Origin of the sequence: Massilia rhizosphaerae, from assembly GCF_016093545.1 — a bacterium.
GTDB classification, from domain to species: Bacteria; Pseudomonadota; Gammaproteobacteria; order Burkholderiales; family Burkholderiaceae_D; genus Telluria; species Telluria rhizosphaerae.
Genome location: NZ_JADKYX010000006.1, coordinates 120,783 through 141,400, shown reverse-complemented (window position 1 = coordinate 141,400; position 20,618 = coordinate 120,783). Strand labels below are relative to the sequence as shown.

General features: G+C 64.5%; 21 protein-coding genes. All 21 read left to right on the top strand.

The annotated features are described in order from the left end of the window. Window positions 1–16 precede the first annotated feature (16 nt). The 21 genes from ISF28_RS11545 to ISF28_RS11445 all read left to right on the top strand — a co-directional run bounded on the left by ISF28_RS11545 (window position 17) and on the right by ISF28_RS11445 (window position 20,616). A complete protein-coding gene (locus ISF28_RS11545; protein WP_198117330.1) occupies window positions 17–610 on the top strand; it encodes an NADH-quinone oxidoreductase subunit C in 594 nt (197 codons plus the stop codon). Next, window positions 610–1,863, top strand: coding sequence for an NADH-quinone oxidoreductase subunit D (locus tag ISF28_RS11540; RefSeq protein ID WP_198117329.1), 1,254 nt, complete (start codon window positions 610–612; stop codon window positions 1,861–1,863). The genes ISF28_RS11545 and ISF28_RS11540 overlap by 1 nt, the downstream gene beginning before the upstream one ends. A 17-nt stretch (window positions 1,864–1,880) precedes the next feature. Beyond that, window positions 1,881–2,357 carry an NADH-quinone oxidoreductase subunit NuoE gene (nuoE, locus tag ISF28_RS11535; RefSeq protein ID WP_198117328.1) on the top strand — a complete coding sequence of 159 codons (477 nt, stop codon included), beginning with the start codon at window positions 1,881–1,883 and terminating at the stop codon, window positions 2,355–2,357. Continuing rightward, the gene (nuoF, locus tag ISF28_RS11530; protein WP_198117327.1) at window positions 2,354–3,649 is read left to right on the top strand and encodes an NADH-quinone oxidoreductase subunit NuoF; all 1,296 of its coding nucleotides are present in this window, start codon (window positions 2,354–2,356) and stop codon (window positions 3,647–3,649) included. The genes nuoE and nuoF overlap by 4 nt, the downstream gene beginning before the upstream one ends. Window positions 3,650–3,670: 21 nt before the next feature. Next, a complete protein-coding gene (nuoG, locus tag ISF28_RS11525; protein ID WP_198117326.1) occupies window positions 3,671–6,001 on the top strand; it encodes an NADH-quinone oxidoreductase subunit NuoG in 2,331 nt (776 codons plus the stop codon). Window positions 6,002–6,022: 21 nt separating this feature from the next. Then, a complete protein-coding gene (gene nuoH, locus ISF28_RS11520; protein WP_198117325.1) occupies window positions 6,023–7,105 on the top strand; it encodes an NADH-quinone oxidoreductase subunit NuoH in 1,083 nt (360 codons plus the stop codon). A gap of 13 nt (window positions 7,106–7,118) precedes the next feature. Next, window positions 7,119–7,607, top strand: a complete 489-nt coding sequence (gene nuoI, locus ISF28_RS11515) for an NADH-quinone oxidoreductase subunit NuoI (RefSeq protein ID WP_198117324.1) — start codon at window positions 7,119–7,121, stop codon at window positions 7,605–7,607. Window positions 7,608–7,633: 26 nt separating this feature from the next. Beyond that, window positions 7,634–8,299: an NADH-quinone oxidoreductase subunit J gene (locus tag ISF28_RS11510; protein WP_198117323.1), complete on the top strand. Its 666-nt coding sequence runs from the start codon at window positions 7,634–7,636 to the stop codon at window positions 8,297–8,299. Beyond that, window positions 8,296–8,604, top strand: a complete 309-nt coding sequence (gene nuoK, locus ISF28_RS11505; RefSeq protein WP_029757428.1) for an NADH-quinone oxidoreductase subunit NuoK — start codon at window positions 8,296–8,298, stop codon at window positions 8,602–8,604. Before ISF28_RS11510 ends, nuoK begins: the two co-directional genes overlap by 4 nt. Window positions 8,605–8,649: 45 nt before the next feature. Then, window positions 8,650–10,770, top strand: a complete 2,121-nt coding sequence (gene nuoL / locus ISF28_RS11500) for an NADH-quinone oxidoreductase subunit L (protein WP_198117322.1) — start codon at window positions 8,650–8,652, stop codon at window positions 10,768–10,770. Window positions 10,771–10,786: 16 nt separating this feature from the next. Next, complete coding sequence (locus tag ISF28_RS11495) at window positions 10,787–12,313, top strand: NADH-quinone oxidoreductase subunit M (RefSeq protein WP_198117321.1); 1,527 nt, start codon at window positions 10,787–10,789, stop codon at window positions 12,311–12,313. 23 nt (window positions 12,314–12,336) lie between these two features. Then, window positions 12,337–13,863, top strand: coding sequence for an NADH-quinone oxidoreductase subunit NuoN (nuoN, locus tag ISF28_RS11490; RefSeq protein WP_198117320.1), 1,527 nt, complete (start codon window positions 12,337–12,339; stop codon window positions 13,861–13,863). A gap of 7 nt (window positions 13,864–13,870) precedes the next feature. Beyond that, entirely contained in the window at window positions 13,871–14,191 is a 321-nt protein-coding gene (locus tag ISF28_RS11485) for a DUF2818 family protein (protein ID WP_198117319.1), read from the top strand. Between the two features lie 77 nt (window positions 14,192–14,268). Then, window positions 14,269–14,826, top strand: coding sequence for an NUDIX domain-containing protein (locus ISF28_RS11480; protein WP_198117318.1), 558 nt, complete (start codon window positions 14,269–14,271; stop codon window positions 14,824–14,826). Between the two features lie 192 nt (window positions 14,827–15,018). Then, complete coding sequence (ispD, locus tag ISF28_RS11475) at window positions 15,019–15,723, top strand: 2-C-methyl-D-erythritol 4-phosphate cytidylyltransferase (protein ID WP_198117317.1); 705 nt, start codon at window positions 15,019–15,021, stop codon at window positions 15,721–15,723. Between the two features lie 24 nt (window positions 15,724–15,747). Further along, window positions 15,748–16,260 (top strand): 2-C-methyl-D-erythritol 2,4-cyclodiphosphate synthase, encoded by a 513-nt coding sequence (gene ispF / locus ISF28_RS11470; RefSeq protein ID WP_198117316.1) that lies wholly within the window; start codon window positions 15,748–15,750, stop codon window positions 16,258–16,260. Between the two features lie 18 nt (window positions 16,261–16,278). After that, complete coding sequence (locus ISF28_RS11465) at window positions 16,279–16,587, top strand: hypothetical protein (RefSeq protein ID WP_198117315.1); 309 nt, start codon at window positions 16,279–16,281, stop codon at window positions 16,585–16,587. Between the two features lie 79 nt (window positions 16,588–16,666). Beyond that, a complete protein-coding gene (locus ISF28_RS11460) occupies window positions 16,667–17,221 on the top strand; it encodes an NADPH-dependent FMN reductase (protein ID WP_198117314.1) in 555 nt (184 codons plus the stop codon). Then, window positions 17,211–17,654 (top strand): VOC family protein, encoded by a 444-nt coding sequence (locus ISF28_RS11455; RefSeq protein ID WP_198117313.1) that lies wholly within the window; start codon window positions 17,211–17,213, stop codon window positions 17,652–17,654. The genes ISF28_RS11460 and ISF28_RS11455 overlap by 11 nt, the downstream gene beginning before the upstream one ends. After that, the gene (locus ISF28_RS11450) at window positions 17,651–18,553 is read left to right on the top strand and encodes an ion transporter (protein WP_198117312.1); all 903 of its coding nucleotides are present in this window, start codon (window positions 17,651–17,653) and stop codon (window positions 18,551–18,553) included. The genes ISF28_RS11455 and ISF28_RS11450 overlap by 4 nt, the downstream gene beginning before the upstream one ends. Window positions 18,554–18,693: 140 nt before the next feature. Further along, the gene (locus ISF28_RS11445; protein WP_198117311.1) at window positions 18,694–20,616 is read left to right on the top strand and encodes a two-component system response regulator; all 1,923 of its coding nucleotides are present in this window, start codon (window positions 18,694–18,696) and stop codon (window positions 20,614–20,616) included. Window positions 20,617–20,618 lie beyond the last annotated feature (2 nt).

The window sequence follows — 20,618 nt, the reverse complement described above, 5'->3', positions numbered from 1 at the left end:
CAAGCCGGTTTCAACCATGACGACAAAAATCGAAGCCCTCGAACTCGCCCTGAAGAATGCTCTGGGCGAGGGCGCCGCCATTACCGTGGCGCTGGGCGAAGTAACGGTAGTAGTGAAGGCCGCCGAGTATCTGGCCTCCATGCGAAAGCTGCGCGACGATCCCGCGCTGCGTTTCCAGGAACTCGTCGACCTGTGCGGCGTCGACTACTCGTCCTACGGCGAAGGCACGTGGGACGGTTTGCGTTTCGCGGTCGTGTCGCACCTGCTGTCGATCGAGCACAACTGGCGCGTGCGCGTGCGCGTGTTCTGCCCGGACGACGATATGCCGTTGGTCGACTCCGTCACCGGCATCTGGCGCAACGCCAACTGGTTCGAACGCGAGGCATTCGACCTGTTCGGCATCCTGTTCGAGGGCCACGGCGACCTGCGCCGCATCCTCACCGACTACGGCTTCATCGGCCACCCGTTCCGCAAGGACTTCCCGATCTCGGGCTATGTCGAAATGCGTTACGACCCCGAGCAGAAACGCGTGATCTACCAACCCGTGACGATCGAGCCGCGCGAGAACATCCCGCGCGTGATCCGCGAAGAAACCTACGGGATGAAATAATGGCTGAGCTTAAGAATTACACCCTGAACTTTGGTCCGCAGCACCCGGCAGCGCACGGCGTGCTGCGTCTCGTGCTGGAACTGGACGGCGAGGTCATCCAGCGCGCCGACCCGCACATCGGCCTGCTGCACCGCGGCACCGAAAAGCTGGCCGAGACCCGCACCTACCTGCAGTCCGTGCCGTACATGGACCGCCTCGACTACGTTTCGATGATGTGCAACGAGCACGGCTACGTGCTGGCCATCGAGAAGCTGCTGGGCATCGAAGTGCCGATCCGTGCGCAGTACATCCGCACGATGTTCGACGAGATCACCCGCATCCTGAACCACCTGATGTGGCTGGGCGCGCACGCGCTGGACATCGGCGCCATGGGCCCGTTCCTGTACGCGTTCCGCGACCGCGAAGACCTGTTCGACGTGTACGAGGCCGTGTCGGGCGCGCGCATGCACGCGGCGTACTACCGCCCGGGCGGCGTGTACCGCGACCTGCCGGACGTGATGCCGAAGCACCGCGAATCGCCGCTGCGCAGCAAGAAGGCCATCGACGAACTGAACGAGACCCGCCAGGGCTCCGTGCTGGACTTCATCGAGCAGTTCACCAAGCGCTTCGACGGCTATGTCGACGAATACGAGACCCTGCTGACCGACAACCGCATCTGGAAACAGCGTACCGTCGGCATCGGCGTCGTGTCGCCGGAAGACGCGATGGGCATGGGCTTCTCGGGCCCGATGCTGCGCGGCTCGGGCATCGCCTGGGACCTGCGCAAGGTCCAGCCGTACGCCGCCTACGACAAGGTGGACTTCGACGTCCCCGTCGGCACCAACGGCGACTCGTACGACCGCTACCTCGTGCGCATCGAAGAGCTGCGCCAGGCCAACCGCATCATCAAGCAATGCATCGCCTGGCTGCGCGCGAACCCGGGTCCGGTCATGACGAGCAACCACAAGGTCGCCCCGCCGTCGCGCGTGGACATGAAGACCAATATGGAATCGCTGATCCACCACTTCAAGCTGTTCACCGAAGGCTTCCACGTGCCGCCGGGCGAGGCCTATGCGGCCGTCGAACATCCGAAGGGCGAGTTCGGCATTTACATCGTGTCGGACGGCGCCAACAAGCCGTACCGCCTCAAGATCCGCACCCCGGACTATGTCCACCTGCAATCGCTCGATGAAATGGCGCGCGGTCACATGATCGCCGACGCCGTCACCATCATCGGCACGCAGGACATCGTGTTCGGCTCGATCGACCGATAAGAAGGGTAGAAAAGATTATGTTATCTGAGCAGTGCTTGAAAAAAATCGACCGCGAGTTGGCCAAGTATCCGGCCGACCAGCGCCAGTCGGCCGTGATGGCCGCGCTGGCCCACGCGCAAGTCGAACTGGGCTGGCTGTCGCCGGAAACGATGCAGGAAGTGGCCGACTACATCGGCATGCCCGCCATCGCCGTGCAGGAAGTGGCCACCTTCTACAACATGTACAACATCAAGCCGGTCGGCAAGCACAAGATCACCGTGTGCACCAACCTGCCGTGCGCGCTGTCGGGCGGGGAACGCGCCGCCAAGCGCATCAAGGATGCCCTGGGCATCGACTACCGCGAAACGACCGAGGACGGCCAGTTCACGCTGCTGGAAGGCGAATGCATGGGCGCCTGCGGCGACGCGCCGGTCATGCTGGTGAATAACCACCGCATGTGCTCGTTCATGTCGGACGAGAAGATCGACGCCCTGCTGGAGGAGCTGAACAAATGACCAGCCTGCACGACCGCCACATCAACCCGCTGATCCTGAAGGACCTGAACGGCGCCAACTGGCACCTGGAAGACTACGTCAAGCGCGGCGGCTATTCCGCGCTGCGCCGCATCCTGGAAGAGAAGATCACGCCCGAGGCGATCATCGCCGACCTGAAAACGTCCGGCCTGCGCGGCCGCGGCGGCGCGGGCTTCCCGACCGGCCTGAAGTGGAGCTTCATGCCGCGCCAGTTCCCGGGCCAGAAATACCTCGTCTGCAACACCGACGAAGGCGAGCCGGGCACGTTCAAGGACCGCGACATCATCCGCTACAACCCGCACGCACTGATCGAAGGCATGGCCATCGGCGCGTACGCGATGGGCATCACCGTGGGCTACAACTACATCCACGGCGAGATCTTCGAGGAATACCTGCGCTTCGAAGAGGCGCTGGAAGAGGCGCGCGCCGCCGGCTTCCTGGGCGACAAGATCATGGGTTCGGAGTTCAGCTTCCAGCTGCACGCGCACCACGGCTACGGCGCCTACATCTGCGGCGAAGAAACCGCGCTGCTGGAATCGCTGGAAGGCAAGAAGGGCCAGCCACGCTTCAAGCCGCCGTTCCCCGCGTCGTTCGGCCTGTACGGCAAGCCGACCACGATCAACAACACGGAAACGTTCGCCGCCGTCCCGTTCATCCTGAACATGGGCGCCGCCGAGTACATGGCGCTGGGCCGTCCGAACAACGGCGGCACGAAGATCTTCTCGATCTCGGGCGACGTCGAGCGTCCGGGCAACTACGAAGTCCCGCTGGGCACGCCGTTCGCCAAGCTGATGGAACTGGCCGGCGGCATGCGCGGCGGCAAGAAGATCAAGGCCGTCATCCCGGGCGGTTCGTCGGCGCCGGTCGTGCGCGGCGACGTCATGATGCAGACCGACCTGGACTACGACTCGATCGCCAAGGCCGGTTCGATGCTGGGTTCGGGCGCCGTAATCGTCATGGACGAGACCCGCTGCATGGTCAAGTCGCTGCTGCGCCTGTCCTACTTCTACTACGAGGAATCGTGCGGCCAGTGCACGCCGTGCCGTGAAGGCACCGGCTGGATGTACCGCATGGTCCACCGCATCGAACACGGCCAGGGTCGTCCGGAAGATATGGACCTGCTGAACTCGATCGCCGACAACATCCAGGGCCGCACCATCTGCGCGCTGGGCGATGCCGCCGCGATGCCGGTTCGCGCCATGATCAAGAACTTCCGCGAAGAATTTGAATATCACGTCGAGCACAAGCACTGCCTGGTGCCGACTTACCTCTAAACCGGGTCAGGTAACGATCAAATGGTTGAAATCGAATTAGACGGCAAGAAAGTCGAAGTCCCACCGGGTTCGATGGTGATGGACGCCGCAAACAAACTGGGAACGTACATCCCGCACTTCTGCTACCACAAGAAGCTGTCCATCGCGGCCAACTGCCGCATGTGCCTCGTGGAAGTGGAAAAGGCGCCGAAGCCGCTGCCCGCCTGCGCCACCCCGGTCTCTCCGGGCATGATCGTGCGCACGCACAGCGACAAGGCCGTGCAGGCACAGAAATCCGTGATGGAATTCCTGCTGATTAACCACCCGCTGGATTGCCCGATCTGCGACCAGGGCGGCGAATGCCAGTTGCAGGACCTGGCCGTCGGCTACGGCAAGGGCGAATCGCGCTACCAGGAAGAGAAGCGCGTCGTGGCGCCGAAGGAAGCGGGCCCGCTGATCTCGATGGAAGAGATGACCCGCTGCATCCAGTGCACCCGCTGCGTGCGCTTCGGCCAGGAAGTGGCCGGCGTGATGGAATTCGGCATGCTGGGTCGCGGCGAGCACTCGGAAATCACGACGTTCGTCGGCAAGTCCGTGGACTCGGAAGTGTCGGGCAATATGATCGACCTGTGCCCGGTCGGCGCGCTGACCTCCAAGCCGTTCCGCTACTCGGCCCGTCCGTGGGAACTGCAGCGCCGCCGCTCGGTGTCGCCGCACGACTCGCTGGGCTCGAACCTGATCGTCCAGGTCAAGGGCGGCAAGGTTATGCGCGTGCTGCCGCTGGAAAACGAAAGCATCAACGAGTGCTGGCTGTCCGACAAGGACCGCTTCTCGTACGAAGCGCTGGACAACGCCTCGCGCCTGACCACGCCGATGCTCAAGCAGGACGGCAAGTGGATCGAGACCGACTGGCAGACGGCGCTGGAATACGTCGCCCACGGCCTGCGCAACATCCGCCACGAGCACGGCGCGGATTCCATCGCCGCCATCGGCACGCCGCACTCGACCGTGGAAGAACTGTATCTGCTGCAGAAAGCCATGCGCGAATTCGGCATCGAGAACGTCGACTTCCGCCTGCGCCAGACCGACTTCGCGCTGGACGGCAAAGTGGTGCCGAACCTGGGCATGCCGATCGCCGAACTGTCGAACCTCAAGCGCGTGCTCGTGGTCGGCTCGTTCCTGCGCAAGGATCATCCGCTGGTCGCCACGCGCTTGCGCGGCGCCGTCAAGTCGGGCGCCAAGCTGTCGATCGTCCACGGTTCCGCTGACGACAACCTGATCCCGACCGCCAACCGCATCGTTGCGGCACCGAGCGACTGGCTCGCCGCGCTGTCGGAAATCGCCGTCGCCGTCGCCGCCGCAAAAGGCATCGCGCTACCTTCCGGCTTCGAAGGCGTGACCGCCGGCGACGCCGCCAAGGCCGTCGCCGCCACGCTGGTCGTCGAGCATGCCGCCGACCTGCCGGGCGCCGTCCTGCTGGGCAATGCCGCGATGTACCACCCGCAGGCATCGAAGCTGCACGCCGTGGCCGAGTGGATCGCGCTTGAAACCGGCGCCAAGTTCGGCTACTTCGTCGACGCCGCCAACACGGTCGGCGGCTACGTGGTGAATGCCACGTCGAAGAATGCGGCGAACCTGTTCGCGCAGCCGAAGAAGGCGTACGTGCTGCTGAACGCCGAGCCGGACCTGGATGCGGCGAACCCGGCGCAAGCCGTGAAAGCGCTGAAGGGCGCCGAGATGGTCGTCGCGATGTCGGCATTCATGCACGGCATGGACTATGCCGACGTGCTGCTGCCGGTCTCGCCGTTCTCCGAAACGGCCGGCACCTTCGTCAACTGCGAAGGCCGCGCACAGAGCTTCAACGGCACCGTCAAGCCGCTGGGCGAGACCCGTCCCGCGTGGAAAGTGCTGCGCGTGCTGGGCAACCTGCTGGGCCTGTCCGGCTTCGATTACGAGAACTCGGAAGCGATCCGCGACGAAGTCCTCGGCAAAGGCAATATGGATTTGTCCGCCAAGCTGAACAACGCCGCGAAGCTGGCGCCGACCGGCGCCTTCTTCGGCAAGGGCGAGCAGTTGGAACGCTTGGCCGACGTGCCGATCTACTTCGCCGACGCCGTCGCGCGCCGTTCCGAACCGCTGCTGCGCACGGCCGACGGCCAGGCGCCGGTCGCCACCATCTCGGCGCAACTGGCCGAGAAGCTTGGCGTGAACGCCGGCGACCAGGTCACGGTCTCGCAAGGGCAGGGCAGCGCCGTGCTGATGGCAGCCATCGACGCGCGCCTGCCGGCGAACGTCGTACGCGTCGCGGCCGCCCATGAATCGACTTCGGTACTGGGCGACATGTTCGGTCCGATCAACGTAGCTAAAGCATAAAAGCAGGGGAGCCCAAGCAAAATGTCGGTACCTGACATGATCAACAACCTGAACAGCAGCGGCGCGAGCCTGCTGGGCCCGGCGGCCTGGCCCCTCGTGTGGACGCTGTTGAAAATCGTCGTCGTCCTGCTGCCGTTGATGGGCCTCGTGGCCTATCTCGTGCTGTGGGAACGCAAGCTGATCGGCTGGATCCACATCCGTATCGGCCCGAACCGCGTGGGCCCCGGCGGCCTGCTGCAGCCGATCTCGGACGCCCTGAAGCTGCTGCTGAAGGAAATCGTGATCCCGGCGAAAGCCACGCCGAGCCTGTTCGTGATCGGCCCCCTGATGACCATCATGCCGGCACTGGCCGCCTGGTCCGTCATCCCGTTCGGCCCGCAAGCGGCCCTCGCCAACGTGAACGCCGGCCTGCTGCTGCTGCTGGCGATCACGTCGATGGAGGTGTACGGCATCATCATCGCCGGCTGGTCCGCCAACTCGAAGTACTCGTTCATGGGCGCCATGCGCGCATCGGCGCAGATGATCTCGTACGAAATCCCGATGGGCTTCGTGATGGTCGTCGTTCTGATGGTGTCGGGTTCGCTGAACTTCTCGGACATCGTCGGCGCCCAGACCCGCGGCTACTTCGTCGCGCACGGCGTGAACTTCCTGTCGTGGAACTGGCTGCCGCTGCTGCCGCTGTTCATCATCTACATCACGTCCGGCCTGGCCGAGTGCAACCGCCACCCGTTCGACGTGGTGGAAGGCGAATCGGAGATCGTGGCCGGCCACATGGTGGAATACTCGGGCATGTCGTACGCGATGTTCATGCTGGCCGAGTACGCCAACATGATCCTCGTCGGCACCTTGGCCGCGATCATGTTCCTGGGCGGCTGGGCCGCACCGTTCTCGTTCCTCGAATTCGGCGCCGTCGGCGGTTTCTTCTGGCTGTTCGCCAAGATGTTCCTGATCGTCTCGCTGTTCATCTGGGTCCGCGGCACGTTCCCGCGCTACCGCTATGACCAGATCATGCGCCTCGGCTGGAAAGTGTTCATTCCGCTGACCCTGGTCTGGCTGGTGCTGGTTGCCGGCTGGATGCAGACGCCGTGGAACATCTGGAAGTAAGGAAGCACACAAAATGACACGAGTTAAAGAGATCCTCGGCAGCCTGATGCTGTCCGAGCTCATCAAGGGCCTGGCCCTGACCGGCAAGTACGCGTTCTCGCGCAAGATCACGGTCCAGTATCCGGAAGAAAAGACCCCCATCTCGCCGCGCTTCCGCGGCCTGCATGCGCTGCGCCGCTACCCGAACGGGGAAGAGCGCTGCATCGCGTGCAAGCTGTGCGAAGCCGTGTGCCCGGCGATGGCCATCACGATCGAATCCGCGCAGCGCGAAGACGGCACCCGCCGCACGACGCGCTACGACATCGACCTGACCAAGTGCATCTTCTGCGGCTTCTGCGAAGAGTCGTGCCCGGTCGATTCGATCGTCGAGACGCAAGTGCTGGAGTACCACGGCGAAAAACGCGGCGACCTGTACTACACCAAGGAAATGCTGCTGGCCGTGGGCGACCGCTACGAGCCGGAGATCGCCGCCGCTCGCGAAGCCGATGCCAAGTACCGCTAACAAAAAAAGGGCTCCTGCGTAAAGTCATGGATTTCACAACTGTTCTGTTCTACGTGTTCGCGGCCGTGATGGTGCTGGCCGGCTTGCGCGTCATTACCGCCAAGAACCCGGTGCATGCCGCGCTGTTCCTGGTGCTCGCGTTCTTCAACGCTGCCGGTATCTGGATGCTGCTCAAGGCCGAGTTCCTGGCCATCGTGCTGGTACTGGTCTACGTCGGCGCCGTCATGGTGCTGTTCCTGTTCGTCGTGATGATGCTCGACATCAACATCGACCGCATGCGCGAAGGTTTCTGGGGCTACCTGCCGGTGGCGTCGGGCGTGGGCGCGCTGATCGTGCTGGAGATGGCCGCCGTCCTGTGGCGCGGCTTCCTGGGCCAGGGCGACGCCCCGTCCGAGGCGGCCGTGGGCCATATCGGCGGCACCCACGAACTGGGCAAGCTGATCTACACCCAATACATCTACGGTTTCGAGATCGCCGGCCTGATTCTGCTGGTCGCCATCATCGCCGCCGTGGCGCTGACCCTGCGCAAGCGCAAGGACACCAAAGCCATCGACCCGGGCCTCGCCGTCCGCGTCAAGCGTAACGACCGTCTGAAGATCGTCAAGATGCAGACGGTGAACCAGAAGGCGATCGACGACGCGGCCGTGGCCGCCGCTGCTGCCGCCGCTGCTGCCAACAAGGAGGCGCAATGACCCTGTCGCTCGCTCATTACCTGATCCTGGGCGCGATCCTGTTCGCGATCTCCGTGATCGGCATTTTCCTGAACCGGAAGAACATCATCATCCTGCTGATGGCCATCGAATTGATGCTGTTGGCGGTGAACCTGAACTTTGTGGCGTTCTCGCATTATCTGGGCGACGCGGCAGGGCAGATCTTCGTGTTCTTCATCCTGACTGTCGCGGCCGCCGAATCGGCGATCGGCCTGGCGATCCTGGTGGTCCTGTTCCGTAACCTGGACACGATCAACGTGGAAGACCTCGACAGCCTGAAGGGCTAAGCGGTTTGTCTGTCAACCTCCTGATAAATAAACAAAAGGTTCAAAATGGCGGGGCAAATTAACCCTAATCTCTTGCTGGCGGTGCCACTGGCGCCGCTCGCGGGCTCGGCGATCGCCGGCCTGCTCGGCACCAAGTTCTTCGGCAACGTGGTCGGCCGGGTCGTGTCGCACTCCGCGACCATCCTCGGCGTGTTCATCGCCATGGTCATCTCGATCATGACGCTGAACCAGGTCATCGACGGCGCCACGTACAACGGCGACGTCTACACCTGGATGACCATCGGCACCATGAAGATGTCGGTCGGCTTCAAGATCGACGCGCTGTCCGCGATGATGATGTGCGTCGTGACCTTCGTGTCGCTGATGGTCCACATCTACACGATCGGCTACATGGCGGAAGACGACGGCTACAACCGCTTCTTCTCGTACATCTCGCTGTTCACGTTCTCGATGCTGATGCTGGTCATGTCCAACAACTTCCTGCAGCTGTTCTTCGGCTGGGAAGCGGTGGGCCTGGTCTCTTACCTGCTGATCGGCTTCTGGTACACCCGTCCGACCGCGATCTTCGCGAACATGAAGGCGTTCCTCGTGAACCGCGTCGGCGACTTCGGCTTCATCCTCGGCATCGGCCTGCTGCTGGCCGCCACCGGCACGATGAACTACGACGAGACGTTCGCCAAGTCGGCGCAACTGGCCACCATGCACGTTCCCGGCATCGGCTGGCCGCTGCTGACGGCCGCCTGCATCTGCCTGTTCATCGGCGCGATGGGCAAGTCGGCGCAGTTCCCGCTGCACGTCTGGCTGCCTGACTCGATGGAAGGCCCGACCCCGATCTCGGCACTGATCCACGCCGCGACGATGGTTACCGCCGGCATCTTCATGGTGACCCGCATGTCGCCGCTGTTCGAGCTGTCGGACACCGCGCTGTCGTTCATCGTCGTCATCGGCTCGATCACCGCGCTGTTCATGGGCTTCCTGGGCATCATCCAGAACGACATCAAGCGCGTCGTCGCGTACTCCACCTTGTCGCAGCTGGGCTATATGACGGTCGCGCTGGGCGTGTCGGCGTACAACGTCGCCGTGTTCCACCTGATGACCCACGCATTCTTCAAGGCGCTGCTGTTCCTCGGCGCCGGCTCCGTCATCATCGGCATGCACCACGACCAGGACATGCGAAATATGGGCGGCCTGCGCAAGTACATGCCGATCACGTGGATCACGTCGCTGGTCGGCTCGCTCGCGCTGATCGGTACGCCGTTCTTCGCCGGTTTCTACTCGAAGGATTCGATCATCGAAGCCGTCCACGCCTCGCACCTGTGGGGCACGGGCTTCGCGTACTTCGCCGTCGTTGCCGGCGTGTTCGTGACCGCGTTCTACTCGTTCCGCATGTACTTCCTCGTGTTCCACGGCGAGGAGCGTTTCGGCAAGGCGCACGCGCATGACGACCACGCGCACGGCCATGACGCCCACGACCAGGCGGTTGCCGCCCACGGTCACGACGCCCACGCCGAGCACGATTCCGACGCGCACCACGAAGAAGAGCACGACGACCATGGCCACCACGGCCTGGCCCCGGGCCAGAAGCCGCACGAGTCGCCGTGGGTCGTCACGCTGCCGCTGATCCTGCTGGCGATCCCGTCCGTCATCATCGGTTTCTTCGCGATCAAGCCGATGCTGTACGGCGGCTTCTTCAACAACGTCATCACCATCAATGCCGAGCGCCATCCGGCGATGGAAGAACTGGCTCACGAGTTCAGCGGTCCGGTCGCGATGGCCGTGCACGCGTTCACGTCGCTGCCGTTCTGGATCGCGCTGTCCGGTGTCGTCGCCGCGTACTACTGCTACATGATCAATCCGCGCGTGCCGGCCGCGTTCTACAACGCGCTGCGTCCGATCCACACGCTGCTGGACAACAAGTACTACATGGACAAGTTCAACGAGATCGTCTTTGCCGGCGGCGCGCGCCTGCTGGGCAAGGGTCTGTGGCAAGTGGGCGACCGCGCGCTGATCGACGGCCTCGTCGTCAACGGCTCCGCGAAGGTCGTCGGCTGGTTCTCGACCATCGTCCGTACGTTCCAGACTGGTTACATCTACCACTATGCGTTCGTGATGATCCTGGGCGTGCTGGGTACGCTGCTGTACTTCTTCCCGTTCTGGCACGCTTAAAAGAGAGAAAAACAAGATGCAGTCTACGATTTCTACCTTTCCTCCTTACCTGAGCCTGTCAGTCTGGCTGCCGATCCTGTGCGGCGTCATCGTGCTGGCAGTCGGCCGCGACAGCAAAGCGGGCTTCACCCGCCTGCTGGCGCTGGCCGGCGCGATCGTCAGCTTCCTGCCGACGATCCCGCTGATCACGAATTTCAGCAACACGGCCCACGGCCCGCAGTTCGTGGAAAAAGCCGCCTGGATCGAACGCTTCAACATCCAGTACTACCTCGGCATCGACGGCTTGAGCCTGTGGTTCGTGCCGCTGACCGCGTTCATCACGATCATCGTCGTGATCTCCGCGTGGGAAGTGATCCAGGAACGCGTCGCCCAGTACATGGGGTCGTTCCTGCTGCTGTCGGGCCTGATGATCGGCGTGTTCGTCGCGCTGGACGGCCTGCTGTTCTACTTCTTCTTCGAAGCCACCCTGATCCCGATGTTCATCATCATCGGCGTGTTCGGCGGCCCGAATCGCGTGTATGCGTCGTTCAAGTTCTTCCTGTACACGTTCATGGGCTCGCTGCTGACGCTGATCGCGATCATCTACCTGTACAACAAATCGAACGGCAGCTTCGACATCCTGGCATGGCACAACGTGCCGCTGACCATGAAGGAACAGGTCCTGATCTTCCTGGCCTTCCTGATGGCCTTCGGCGTCAAGGTGCCGATGTGGCCGGTGCACACCTGGCTGCCGGACGCCCACGTCGAAGCGCCGACCGGCGGTTCCGTCGTGCTGGCCGCGATCATGCTGAAGCTCGGCGGTTACGGTTTCCTCCGTTTCTCGCTGCCGATCGCGCCTGACGCGTCGCACTACCTGGCCCCGCTGATCATCGTGCTGTCCCTGATCGCCGTGATCTACATCGGCCTGGTCGCGATGGTGCAGGCCGACATGAAGAAACTGGTCGCGTACTCGTCGATCGCCCACATGGGGTTCGTCACGCTCGGCTTCTTCATCTTCAACGAGATCGGCGTGCAGGGCGGTATCGTCCAGATGATCTCGCACGGCTTCGTGTCGGGCGCCATGTTCCTGTGCATCGGCGTGCTGTACGACCGCCTGCACTCGCGCCAGATCGCCGACTACGGCGGCGTCGTCAACGTGATGCCGAAGTTCGCCGCGCTGTCCGTGCTGTTCGCGATGGCCAACTGCGGCCTGCCGGCCACGTCGGGCTTCGTGGGCGAATTCATGGTCATCCTGGGCGCCGTGCAGTTCAACTTCTGGACGGGCCTCCTGGCCGCCACCGCCCTGATCCTGGGCGCGGCGTACTCGCTGTGGATGGTCAAGCGCGTCGTGTTCGGCAAGATCGGCAACAAGCACGTGGCCGAACTCACCGACCTGAACGGCCGCGAGTTCTTCATGCTGGGCGTGCTCGCGATCCTGACGATTTACATGGGCCTGTATCCGGCGCCGTTCACCGACTCGCTGCAAGTGTCGGTCGCGGACCTGCTGCAGCACGTCTCGGTCAGCAAGCTGCCGTCGGCCGTGGCCGCGGTGGCCGCGCACTGAGTCGATAGGGCATCAACAACGATATGAATCCGATGATTAACACCAACGCTGTGCTGGCCGCCAACAACCTGGGGCCGGTCTCTGCAGAAATCTTCCTGGTCATCGCGTCCTGCGCCATCCTTCTGATCGACATGTTCCAGAAGGAGGGCAAGCGCACCCTGACCTACATCCTGTCGCTGCTCACCCTGGTGGGTTGCGCGGTGATCACCTATGCCGACTTCAAGGCCGGCACGACGACCTACACGTTCTACAACATGTTCGTGTCGGATCCGATGGCGAACCTGCTCAAGCTGTTCACCTACCTGGCCGTGGGCGTCACGCTCGTGTACTCGCGCCAGTACACCGGCGAGCGCGGCATGATGTCCGGTAACATGGGCGGCGAATTCTACGTGCTCGCGCTGTTCACGATGCTGGGCCAGATGATCATGATCTCCGGCAATAACATGCTGCCGATCTACCTGGGCCTGGAACTGATGTCGCTGTCGCTGTACGCGCTGGTGGCGATGCGCCGCGATCACGCGATCTCGACCGAAGCCGCGATGAAATACTTCATCCTGGGTTCGCTCGCGTCGGGCTTCATGCTCTACGGTATCTCGATGATCTACGGCGCCACCGGTTCGCTGGACATCACGACGATCGCCAAGCTGGTGGGCAGCAACGCCGCCAACCACACGATCCTCGTGTTCGGCCTCGTGTTCGTCGTGGCCGGCATGGCCTTCAAGCTGGGTGCCGTGCCGTTCCACATGTGGGTGCCGGACGTGTACCAGGGTTCGCCGACCGGCGTCACCCTGCTGCTGGGCGCCGCGCCGAAGCTGGCCTCGTTCGCGATGATGATCCGCATCCTGGTCGAAGGCCTGCTGCCGCTGGCGATCGACTGGCAGCAGATGCTGCTGGCGCTGGCCGTGGCCTCGCTCGTGATCGGTAACCTGACCGCGATCGCGCAATCCAACCTGAAGCGCATGCTGGCGTACTCGACCATCGCGCAACTGGGCTTCGTCCTGCTGGGCATGATGGCCGGCGTCGTCGGCACCCGCGACGCCGCGAACGCCGCGAACACCGCCAACGCCTACAGCGCGTCGATGTACTACACGATCACCTACGTGCTGACCACGCTGGGCAGCTTCGGCACCATCATGCTGCTGGCCCGTTCGGGCCACGAGGCGGAAGAACTGGCCGACTTCAAGGGCCTGGCCAAGCGCAGCCCGTGGTACGCGCTCGTCATGACGGCCCTGATGTTCTCGCTGGCCGGCGTGCCGCCGATGATGGGCTTCATGGCCAAGTGGGCCGTGCTGGACGCCGTCGTCGGTTCGGGTCACTTGCCGCTGGCGATCATCGCCGTGGCGGCGTCGCTGGTGGGTGCGTTCTACTACCTGCGCGTCGTGAAAGTGATGTGGTTCGACGACGTGGCCGACGCGTCCCCGATCGCGATCCCGCTGGACATGCGCGTCGTGCTGTCGCTGAACGGCCTGACCGTCGTGGTCCTCGGCTTGCTGCCGGGCCCGCTGCTGGCGGCCTGCCTGTCGGCCATGACCTTGACCCTGAAGTCCTAAGGCCACGGTGGACGTCTCCCTGGCCAGCTGGTTGGTGATCGCGGTCGCGATCGCGTTCGCCAACCTGCCGTTCGTCAACGAGAGCGTGCTCGGCTTCATTCCCCTGAAGCCGGCATTGAACCAGGCGCACGCGAAGTACTTCGTCGTGCGCCTGCTCGAGTTGATCGTCCTGTACTTCGCCGTCGGCCTGCTGGCCCGCGGCCTCGAATCCCGCATCGGCAACGCGTTTCCCCAGACCTGGGAGTTCTACGCGATCACCGCCTGCCTGTTCCTCGTGCTGGCCTTCCCGGGCTTCGTCCTGCGCTACCTGCGCAAGCGCCGCGGCTGACCGCCGCGTCGCCGGTCCGGGGCGTTTGCCCCGCAGTTTGCAATATACTGCAGGCTCACGACCCAACCGGACCGCCCATGGACGCCCACCTCAAAGAAACGAAAGTCGACGGCGAGATCGCCTACGACGGCCACTTCCTCAAAGTCTCGCGCGACCGCGTGAAACTCCCCGACGGCAAGATCACGCAGCGCGAGTTCATCCGCCATCCCGGCGCCGTCGTGATCCTCGCGCTGTTCGACGACGGCCGCGTGCTGCTCGAACGCCAGTTCCGCTATCCGAACGACCAGGTCTTCATCGAATTCCCGGCCGGGAAAATCGACCCCGGCGAGGCCTCGCTCGCCTGCGCCAAGCGCGAACTGGAAGAGGAGACGGGCTACACGGCCACCGACTGGCACTACGTCTGCACGATCCACAACGCCATCGCCTATTCCGACGAACACCTCGACCTGTTCCTTGCGCGCGGCCTCAAGGAAGGCGAGGCCAAGCTGGACGACGGCGAATTCCTCGAGACCTTCACGGCCACCATCCCCGTGCTGCTGGAGATGGTGAAACGGGGCGACATCACGGACGTCAAGACCGTGATCGGCACGTTCTGGCTGGAGAAGTTCGCCGCCGGCACCTGGACGCCGGCTTGACGGGATACTTGCGCACGGAATGCGCCATCTCAAGTCCCCGGTGGCCGATCTGCCGAAAGTGGTAGGAAAGTGCAAGAGCGGGCGGCGATCGACGGTCCGCGGGAATACGCCCGTCCGAGCAAAGTTTGCCAAGGTGAGGTACAGTCTATTATTGGATCGACAAGACGTTCCCGATCGTAGCCGAATATTTACATGACTCAAGCACCACGTTACTTCGCCCTGATTCCCGCCGCCGGCGTCGGCGCCCGGATGGGAGCCACGAGCCCCAAGCAATACCTCAAGATCGGCGGCAAGCCGATGCTCAGGCACACGCTAGACGCATTCCTGTCAAGCGAGCTGATCGCGCACACCTTCGTCGTCGTGAGCCCGGACGATCCCTGCATCGACGCCGTCGCACCCAGCCACGGCGTGACGATCCTGCGCTGCGGCGGCGCCAGCCGCATGGAATCCGTGCGCAACGGCCTCGCCGTGCTGGCGAACACCTTGTCTGGCGCGGACTGGGTGCTCGTGCACGACGCGGCGCGTCCCGGCCTGACGGCGGAACTGATCGAAAAACTGATCACCGGCACGGGCGACCACCCGGGCGGCGGCCTGCTGGCGCTGCCCGTCGTCGACACCGTCAAGCGCGGCATCGACGGCGAAGCGTGCGGGACGGTCCCGCGCAACGGCCTGTGGCTGGCCCAGACCCCGCAGATGTTCCGTTACCAGTTGCTGCGCGACGCGTTGGCGGCCGCGGCCGATCCCGATTCGATTACCGACGACGCCAGTGCGGTTGAAGCTCTCGGATTGAGCCCTAAATTGGTGGAAGGGCATCCCCGCAATCTCAAAGTGACGCTGCCGGACGACATCCGGATCGCCGAAATGTACCTGGCGGTGTCCCAACCCGAACTCGTATAGCGTGTAAAGCGCGTAAAGAACATCATGGCTCTCGCATCGTACAACCCGACCCCGCCGTTCCGCATCGGTACCGGCTATGACTGCCACGCCCTCGTCGAGGGACGCAAACTGATCGTCGGCGGCGTCACCATCCCGCACCGCCTGGGCCTGCTCGGCCACTCGGACGCCGACGTGCTGCTGCACGCCATCATCGACGCCATGCTGGGCGCCGCCGGCCTCGGCGACATTGGCAAGCACTTCCCGGACACCGACCCGATGTTCGCCGGCGCCGATTCGCGCGTGCTGCTGCGCGAAGCGGCCAACCGCGTGCTGGGCACCGGCTACACCATCGGCAACATCGACGCGACCATCATCGCGCAACAGCCCAAGATGGCGCCGCACATCCCGCAGATGGTGTCGCGCATCGCCGAGGACGTCGGCGTGTCGCCGCAGCAGGTCAACGTCAAGGCCAAGACGAACGAGAAGCTCGGCTTCCTCGGCCGCGAGGAGGGCATGGCGGCGCAGGCGACGGTCCTGCTGATCCGAGCCGCCGCGTAACCCGCGGTGGCGTGACGCATGGCGCGCGATCCGTGGGCCTATCGCGACGTGGCCGTCGAATCCGTGCCGGATGCGCGCACGGGCCGGCTGCGCATCAAGCCGATGGCGGGGCAGGCCTATGCCACGTCGATGCGCGTGCAGTGCGCGCGGGCGCTGGCCGACCCGGACCGCTATCCGGCCGGCACGCGCTTCCTCATCCGCGCCAAGCTGACGGACCGCGCGGGCGGGCCGCCGTTCCTGTACGCGTGGCACGGCGACCCCGTGCGCGTGCTCACGCCGCGCGAAGTGCGGACCTTCCTCGACGAATACCGGCGCCGGCGCATCTGAGCGGGCCTTTCGCGCGGGCTGCGCGGAAAATCGTTACACTTTGGTCTACGCCCGACCCATCAAGAACGAAAGGACCGTCATGGCAACAAGGAAGATCGCAGTGCTCGTCGGCAGCCTGCGCAAGGACTCGTTCACCCGCAAGCTGGCCAAAAGCCTGATGCTGGTGGCGCCGCCCACGCTCGAACTGGAGATCGTCGACATCTCCCAGCTGCCGCTGTACAACCAGGACGACGAGACCGAAACGCCACCCGCCACCTGGGCCGAATTCCGCAGCCGCATCCGCGAGGCCGACGGCGTCCTGTTCTGCACGCCGGAATACAACCGGTCGCTGCCCGGCGTCCTCAAGAACGCCATCGACGTCGGCTCGCGCCCGTACGGCCAGGCCGCGTGGACCGGGAAGCCGTGCGCCGTCGTGTCCAATTCGCCGGGCGCCCTGGGCGGCTTCGGCGCCAACCACGCCGTGCGCCAATGCCTCGTCTTCCTCAACATGCCGTGCATGCAGTCGCCCGAAGCGTACATCGGCGGCGTCGCCGGCAAGTTCGACGGCGACGAGCTGACCGACGAAGGCCTGAAGTCCTTCCTGCAGCAGTTCACGGAATGCTTTGCGACGTGGGTGGAACGCCATGCGGACTGATGCCGTGAACCAGGCCATCGCGATCCGCGAAATCGATCACATCGTGCTGCGCGTCGTGGACCTGGCGCGCATGCTGCGGTTCTATGGCGACGTGCTGGGCTGCCGCGAAGTGCGGCGCCAGGACGAGATCGGCCTCGTGCAGCTGCGCGCGGGCAGCTCGATGGTCGACCTGATCCCCATCGACGGCAAGCTGGGCAGCGCCGGCGGCGCCGCGCCCGGCAAGGAAGGGCGCAACGTCGACCATTTCTGTTTCCGCGTCGAGCCGTTCGACGAGGCGGCGATCCGCGCCCACCTGGCCGCGCACGGCATCGAGGCGGGCCCGAGCGCGTCGCGCTTCGGCGCCGAGGGCGAAGGCCCGTCGATCTATCTGCAGGACCCGGAAGGCAATACCATCGAGCTGAAAGGGCCGCCCACCACGCCGCCCGCGCCATGAACGACGAGGGCGACGAGGGCGACGACCGCGCCGGCGCGCCGGCTTACGTGCCGCAGTCGCCCGCCGCCTTCGGCAAGCCGCCGCACGGGCTGCGGCGGCGCATGTACGACGTCATCTTCGAAGCCGACACGCCGGCCGGCCGCCGCTTCGACATCGCCCTCGTCGTCGCGATCCTGGCGAGCATCCTCGTCGTCGTGCTGGACAGCGTGCCGGCGCTGCACCGCGACCATGCCGACCTGCTGAACGCCCTCGAGTGGGGTTTTACCGCATTGTTCACGGCGGAATACGCGGCGCGCCTCGCGTGCGTGCAGCGGCCGTGGCGCTATGCCACCGGCTTCTACGGCGCGATCGACCTGCTGGCCGTGCTGCCGTCGTATTTTTCGTTGCTGATGCCGGGCACGGAACTGCTGCTCGACATCCGCATCCTGCGCCTGCTGCGCGTCTTCCGCATCTTCAAGCTCACGCTGTACGTCGAGGAATACACGCGCCTGGGCGAAGCGTTGTCGGCCAGCCGGCGCAAGATCATGGTGTTCCTGTCGGTCGTGCTGATGGCGATCCTCATCCTCGGCACGGTCATGTACGTCGTCGAGGGACCGCGGAACGGTTACACCAGCATTCCCGTCGCGATGTACTGGGCGACCGTCACCATGACGACCGTGGGCTACGGCGACATCACGCCGCACACGAACCTCGGCAAGGCCATCGCGTCGTTCATGATGCTGCTCGGCTGGGGCATCCTCGCCGTCCCGACGGGCATCGTGACGGCCGAGATGACCCTGCGCCGCGGCGACCGCCGCCAGGGCGCGCCGCGTCCGGCGCGCACCTGCGGCGCCTGCGGCAGCGGGGGCCATGAAACCGATGCCAGGTTCTGCAAGGATTGCGGGGCGGCGCTGTCCTGACGTTGCCGGGCGACCCTGGTGTTCCTGACGGTTGTCTCGATGGCGGAATTTGCTAGAATCCTCTTTATCAGCGTGTGTCCTGCGCATCGATGTCCTGAAGGACGGGTTCGATTATGGCGATTTCTGACGTGCCACCGGAGTTGGACACCCCAACCGTCCTGATCATCGACGATACGCCCGCCAATGTCGGCATCCTGGTGGAGTATCTCGAAGGTCGCCGGGTTCGGGTGGCAGTCGCGCAGGAAGGCGAGGAGGGACTGGCGCGTGCGGAATTCGTGCAGCCCGACCTGATCCTGCTGGACGTGATGATGCCCGGCATGGACGGTTTCGAAACGTGCCGCCGCCTCAAGGCCTCCGCGGCCACCCGCGACATTCCCGTCATTTTCATGACCGCGCTGTCCGACACCCAGGACAAGATCGCGGGCTTCGCGGCGGGCGGCGTCGACTATGTCACGAAGCCGTTCCAGATCGACGAAGTGTGGGCCCGCGTCACCACCCATCTCGCGCTGCGCAGCGCGCAGAAGCGCCTGGCGCAGCAAAACGTCCAGCTGCAGCAGGAAATCGGCATGCGCCGCCAAGCGGAAGCGGACCTGCAGACGGCCAACAGCGTGCTCGAACAACGGGTGGCCGAGCGCACCGCCGAGCTGGTCCGGACCAATGCCAGCCTCGAACAGAAAATCGCCGACTACAACCAGGCGGAACGGCGCATCGACTTCATGGCGCACCATGACGCCCTGACGGGGCTGCCCAACCGGCTGCTTCTGGAAGACCGGCTCAACCAGGCGATCGCGCAGGCGCGGCGCCACCAGGACGAAATGGTCGCGCAACTGCATATCGACCTGGACCACTTCAAGACCATCAACGACTCGCTGGGCGGCCGCATCGGCGACGGCCTGCTGCAGGCCGTCGCCTCGCGTCTGCAGCAATGCACGCGCGACGGCGACAGCCTCGGCTGCCTGGGCGGCAACGCGTTCGGCGTGTGCCTGGCGGCCCTGCGCAGCAGCAACGACGCCGCGCTGGTGGCCAGCAAGGTGCTGGAGGCCCTGGGCCGGCCGTTCGCCGTCGAGGGCCACGAACTGCACGTCAGCGCCAGCATCGGCGTCGGCCTCTTTCCTTCCGATGGCGGCGACGCGTCCGCGCTGCTGCGCGCGGCCGACGCCGCGATGTACAAGGCCAAGCAGAAAGGCCGCGGGACGTACCAGTTTTTCACGGCAGCCCTGCACGAAGCGGCCAAGCGGCGGATGGCGGCGACCAACCAGCTGCGCCAGGCGCTCGCCCACGACGAGTTTTCCGTGTACTACCAACCCCAGGTGGACATGGAAAGCGGCCGGATCTTTTCGGCCGAAGCCTTGCTGCGCTGGACGCCGCCGGGCAAGCCGCCCCGTTCCTGCGTGGAATTCATCGCCATCGCGGAAGAAACGGGCATCATCGTGCCGATCGGCGAATGGGTGTTGCGCCAGGCATGCAGGCAGCTCCGGTACTGGCGCGACGGCGGCCATCCCGACATGCGGATCGCCGTCAACCTGTCGGCGCGGCAGTTCGCGCAGGCCAACCTGACGGATTTCGTGGCGCAGGTGCTCGACGAAACGGGCGTCCCCGCCGACGCGCTCGAGCTCGAGATCACCGAAAGCGTGGCGATGCAGCCCAGCGAAGACAATATGGCGGTCCTGCATCAGTTGAGCAATATGGGCGTGCAACTGTCCATCGACGACTTCGGCACGGGCTATTCCAGCCTGGCCTATCTGCAGAACTTCCCCATTCACGCGCTCAAGATCGACCGCTCGTTCGTCATCGGCATCAACGAGGAAACGCACGATGCCGCGATCGTCACCGCCATCATCGCGATGGCGCACAGCCTGCACCTGAACCTCATCGCGGAAGGCGTCGACCGCGCCGAGCACGTCTCCTTCCTGACGGCGCACGGCTGCCTGGCCGCGCAGGGCTATTACTACAGCCAGGCGGTGCCGGCGGACACCTTGTCGAAGCTTCTGGACCAGGACCGGCTGGTGCCGAACGGCGGCGGCAAGGCGCACGTGCCGCCGCACCGGACCATGTCGAAATAGCG

Bases quoted from the DNA above. Each gene is read 5' to 3' on its own strand.
- ISF28_RS11545 (WP_198117330.1), top strand. From the start codon at position 17: ATGACGACAAAAATCGAAGCCCTCGAACTCGCCCTGAAGAATGCTCTG.
- ISF28_RS11540 (WP_198117329.1), top strand. From the start codon at position 610: ATGGCTGAGCTTAAGAATTACACCCTGAACTTTGGTCCGCAGCACCCG.
- nuoE (WP_198117328.1), top strand. From the start codon at position 1,881: ATGTTATCTGAGCAGTGCTTGAAAAAAATCGACCGCGAGTTGGCCAAG.
- nuoF (WP_198117327.1), top strand. From the start codon at position 2,354: ATGACCAGCCTGCACGACCGCCACATCAACCCGCTGATCCTGAAGGAC.
- nuoG (WP_198117326.1), top strand. From the start codon at position 3,671: ATGGTTGAAATCGAATTAGACGGCAAGAAAGTCGAAGTCCCACCGGGT.
- nuoH (WP_198117325.1), top strand. From the start codon at position 6,023: ATGTCGGTACCTGACATGATCAACAACCTGAACAGCAGCGGCGCGAGC.
- nuoI (WP_198117324.1), top strand. From the start codon at position 7,119: ATGACACGAGTTAAAGAGATCCTCGGCAGCCTGATGCTGTCCGAGCTC.
- ISF28_RS11510 (WP_198117323.1), top strand. From the start codon at position 7,634: ATGGATTTCACAACTGTTCTGTTCTACGTGTTCGCGGCCGTGATGGTG.
- nuoK (WP_029757428.1), top strand. From the start codon at position 8,296: ATGACCCTGTCGCTCGCTCATTACCTGATCCTGGGCGCGATCCTGTTC.
- nuoL (WP_198117322.1), top strand. From the start codon at position 8,650: ATGGCGGGGCAAATTAACCCTAATCTCTTGCTGGCGGTGCCACTGGCG.
- ISF28_RS11495 (WP_198117321.1), top strand. From the start codon at position 10,787: ATGCAGTCTACGATTTCTACCTTTCCTCCTTACCTGAGCCTGTCAGTC.
- nuoN (WP_198117320.1), top strand. From the start codon at position 12,337: ATGAATCCGATGATTAACACCAACGCTGTGCTGGCCGCCAACAACCTG.
- ISF28_RS11480 (WP_198117318.1), top strand. From the start codon at position 14,269: ATGGACGCCCACCTCAAAGAAACGAAAGTCGACGGCGAGATCGCCTAC.
- ispD (WP_198117317.1), top strand. From the start codon at position 15,019: ATGACTCAAGCACCACGTTACTTCGCCCTGATTCCCGCCGCCGGCGTC.
- ispF (WP_198117316.1), top strand. From the start codon at position 15,748: ATGGCTCTCGCATCGTACAACCCGACCCCGCCGTTCCGCATCGGTACC.
- ISF28_RS11465 (WP_198117315.1), top strand. From the start codon at position 16,279: ATGGCGCGCGATCCGTGGGCCTATCGCGACGTGGCCGTCGAATCCGTG.
- ISF28_RS11460 (WP_198117314.1), top strand. From the start codon at position 16,667: ATGGCAACAAGGAAGATCGCAGTGCTCGTCGGCAGCCTGCGCAAGGAC.
- ISF28_RS11455 (WP_198117313.1), top strand. From the start codon at position 17,211: ATGCGGACTGATGCCGTGAACCAGGCCATCGCGATCCGCGAAATCGAT.
- ISF28_RS11450 (WP_198117312.1), top strand. From the start codon at position 17,651: ATGAACGACGAGGGCGACGAGGGCGACGACCGCGCCGGCGCGCCGGCT.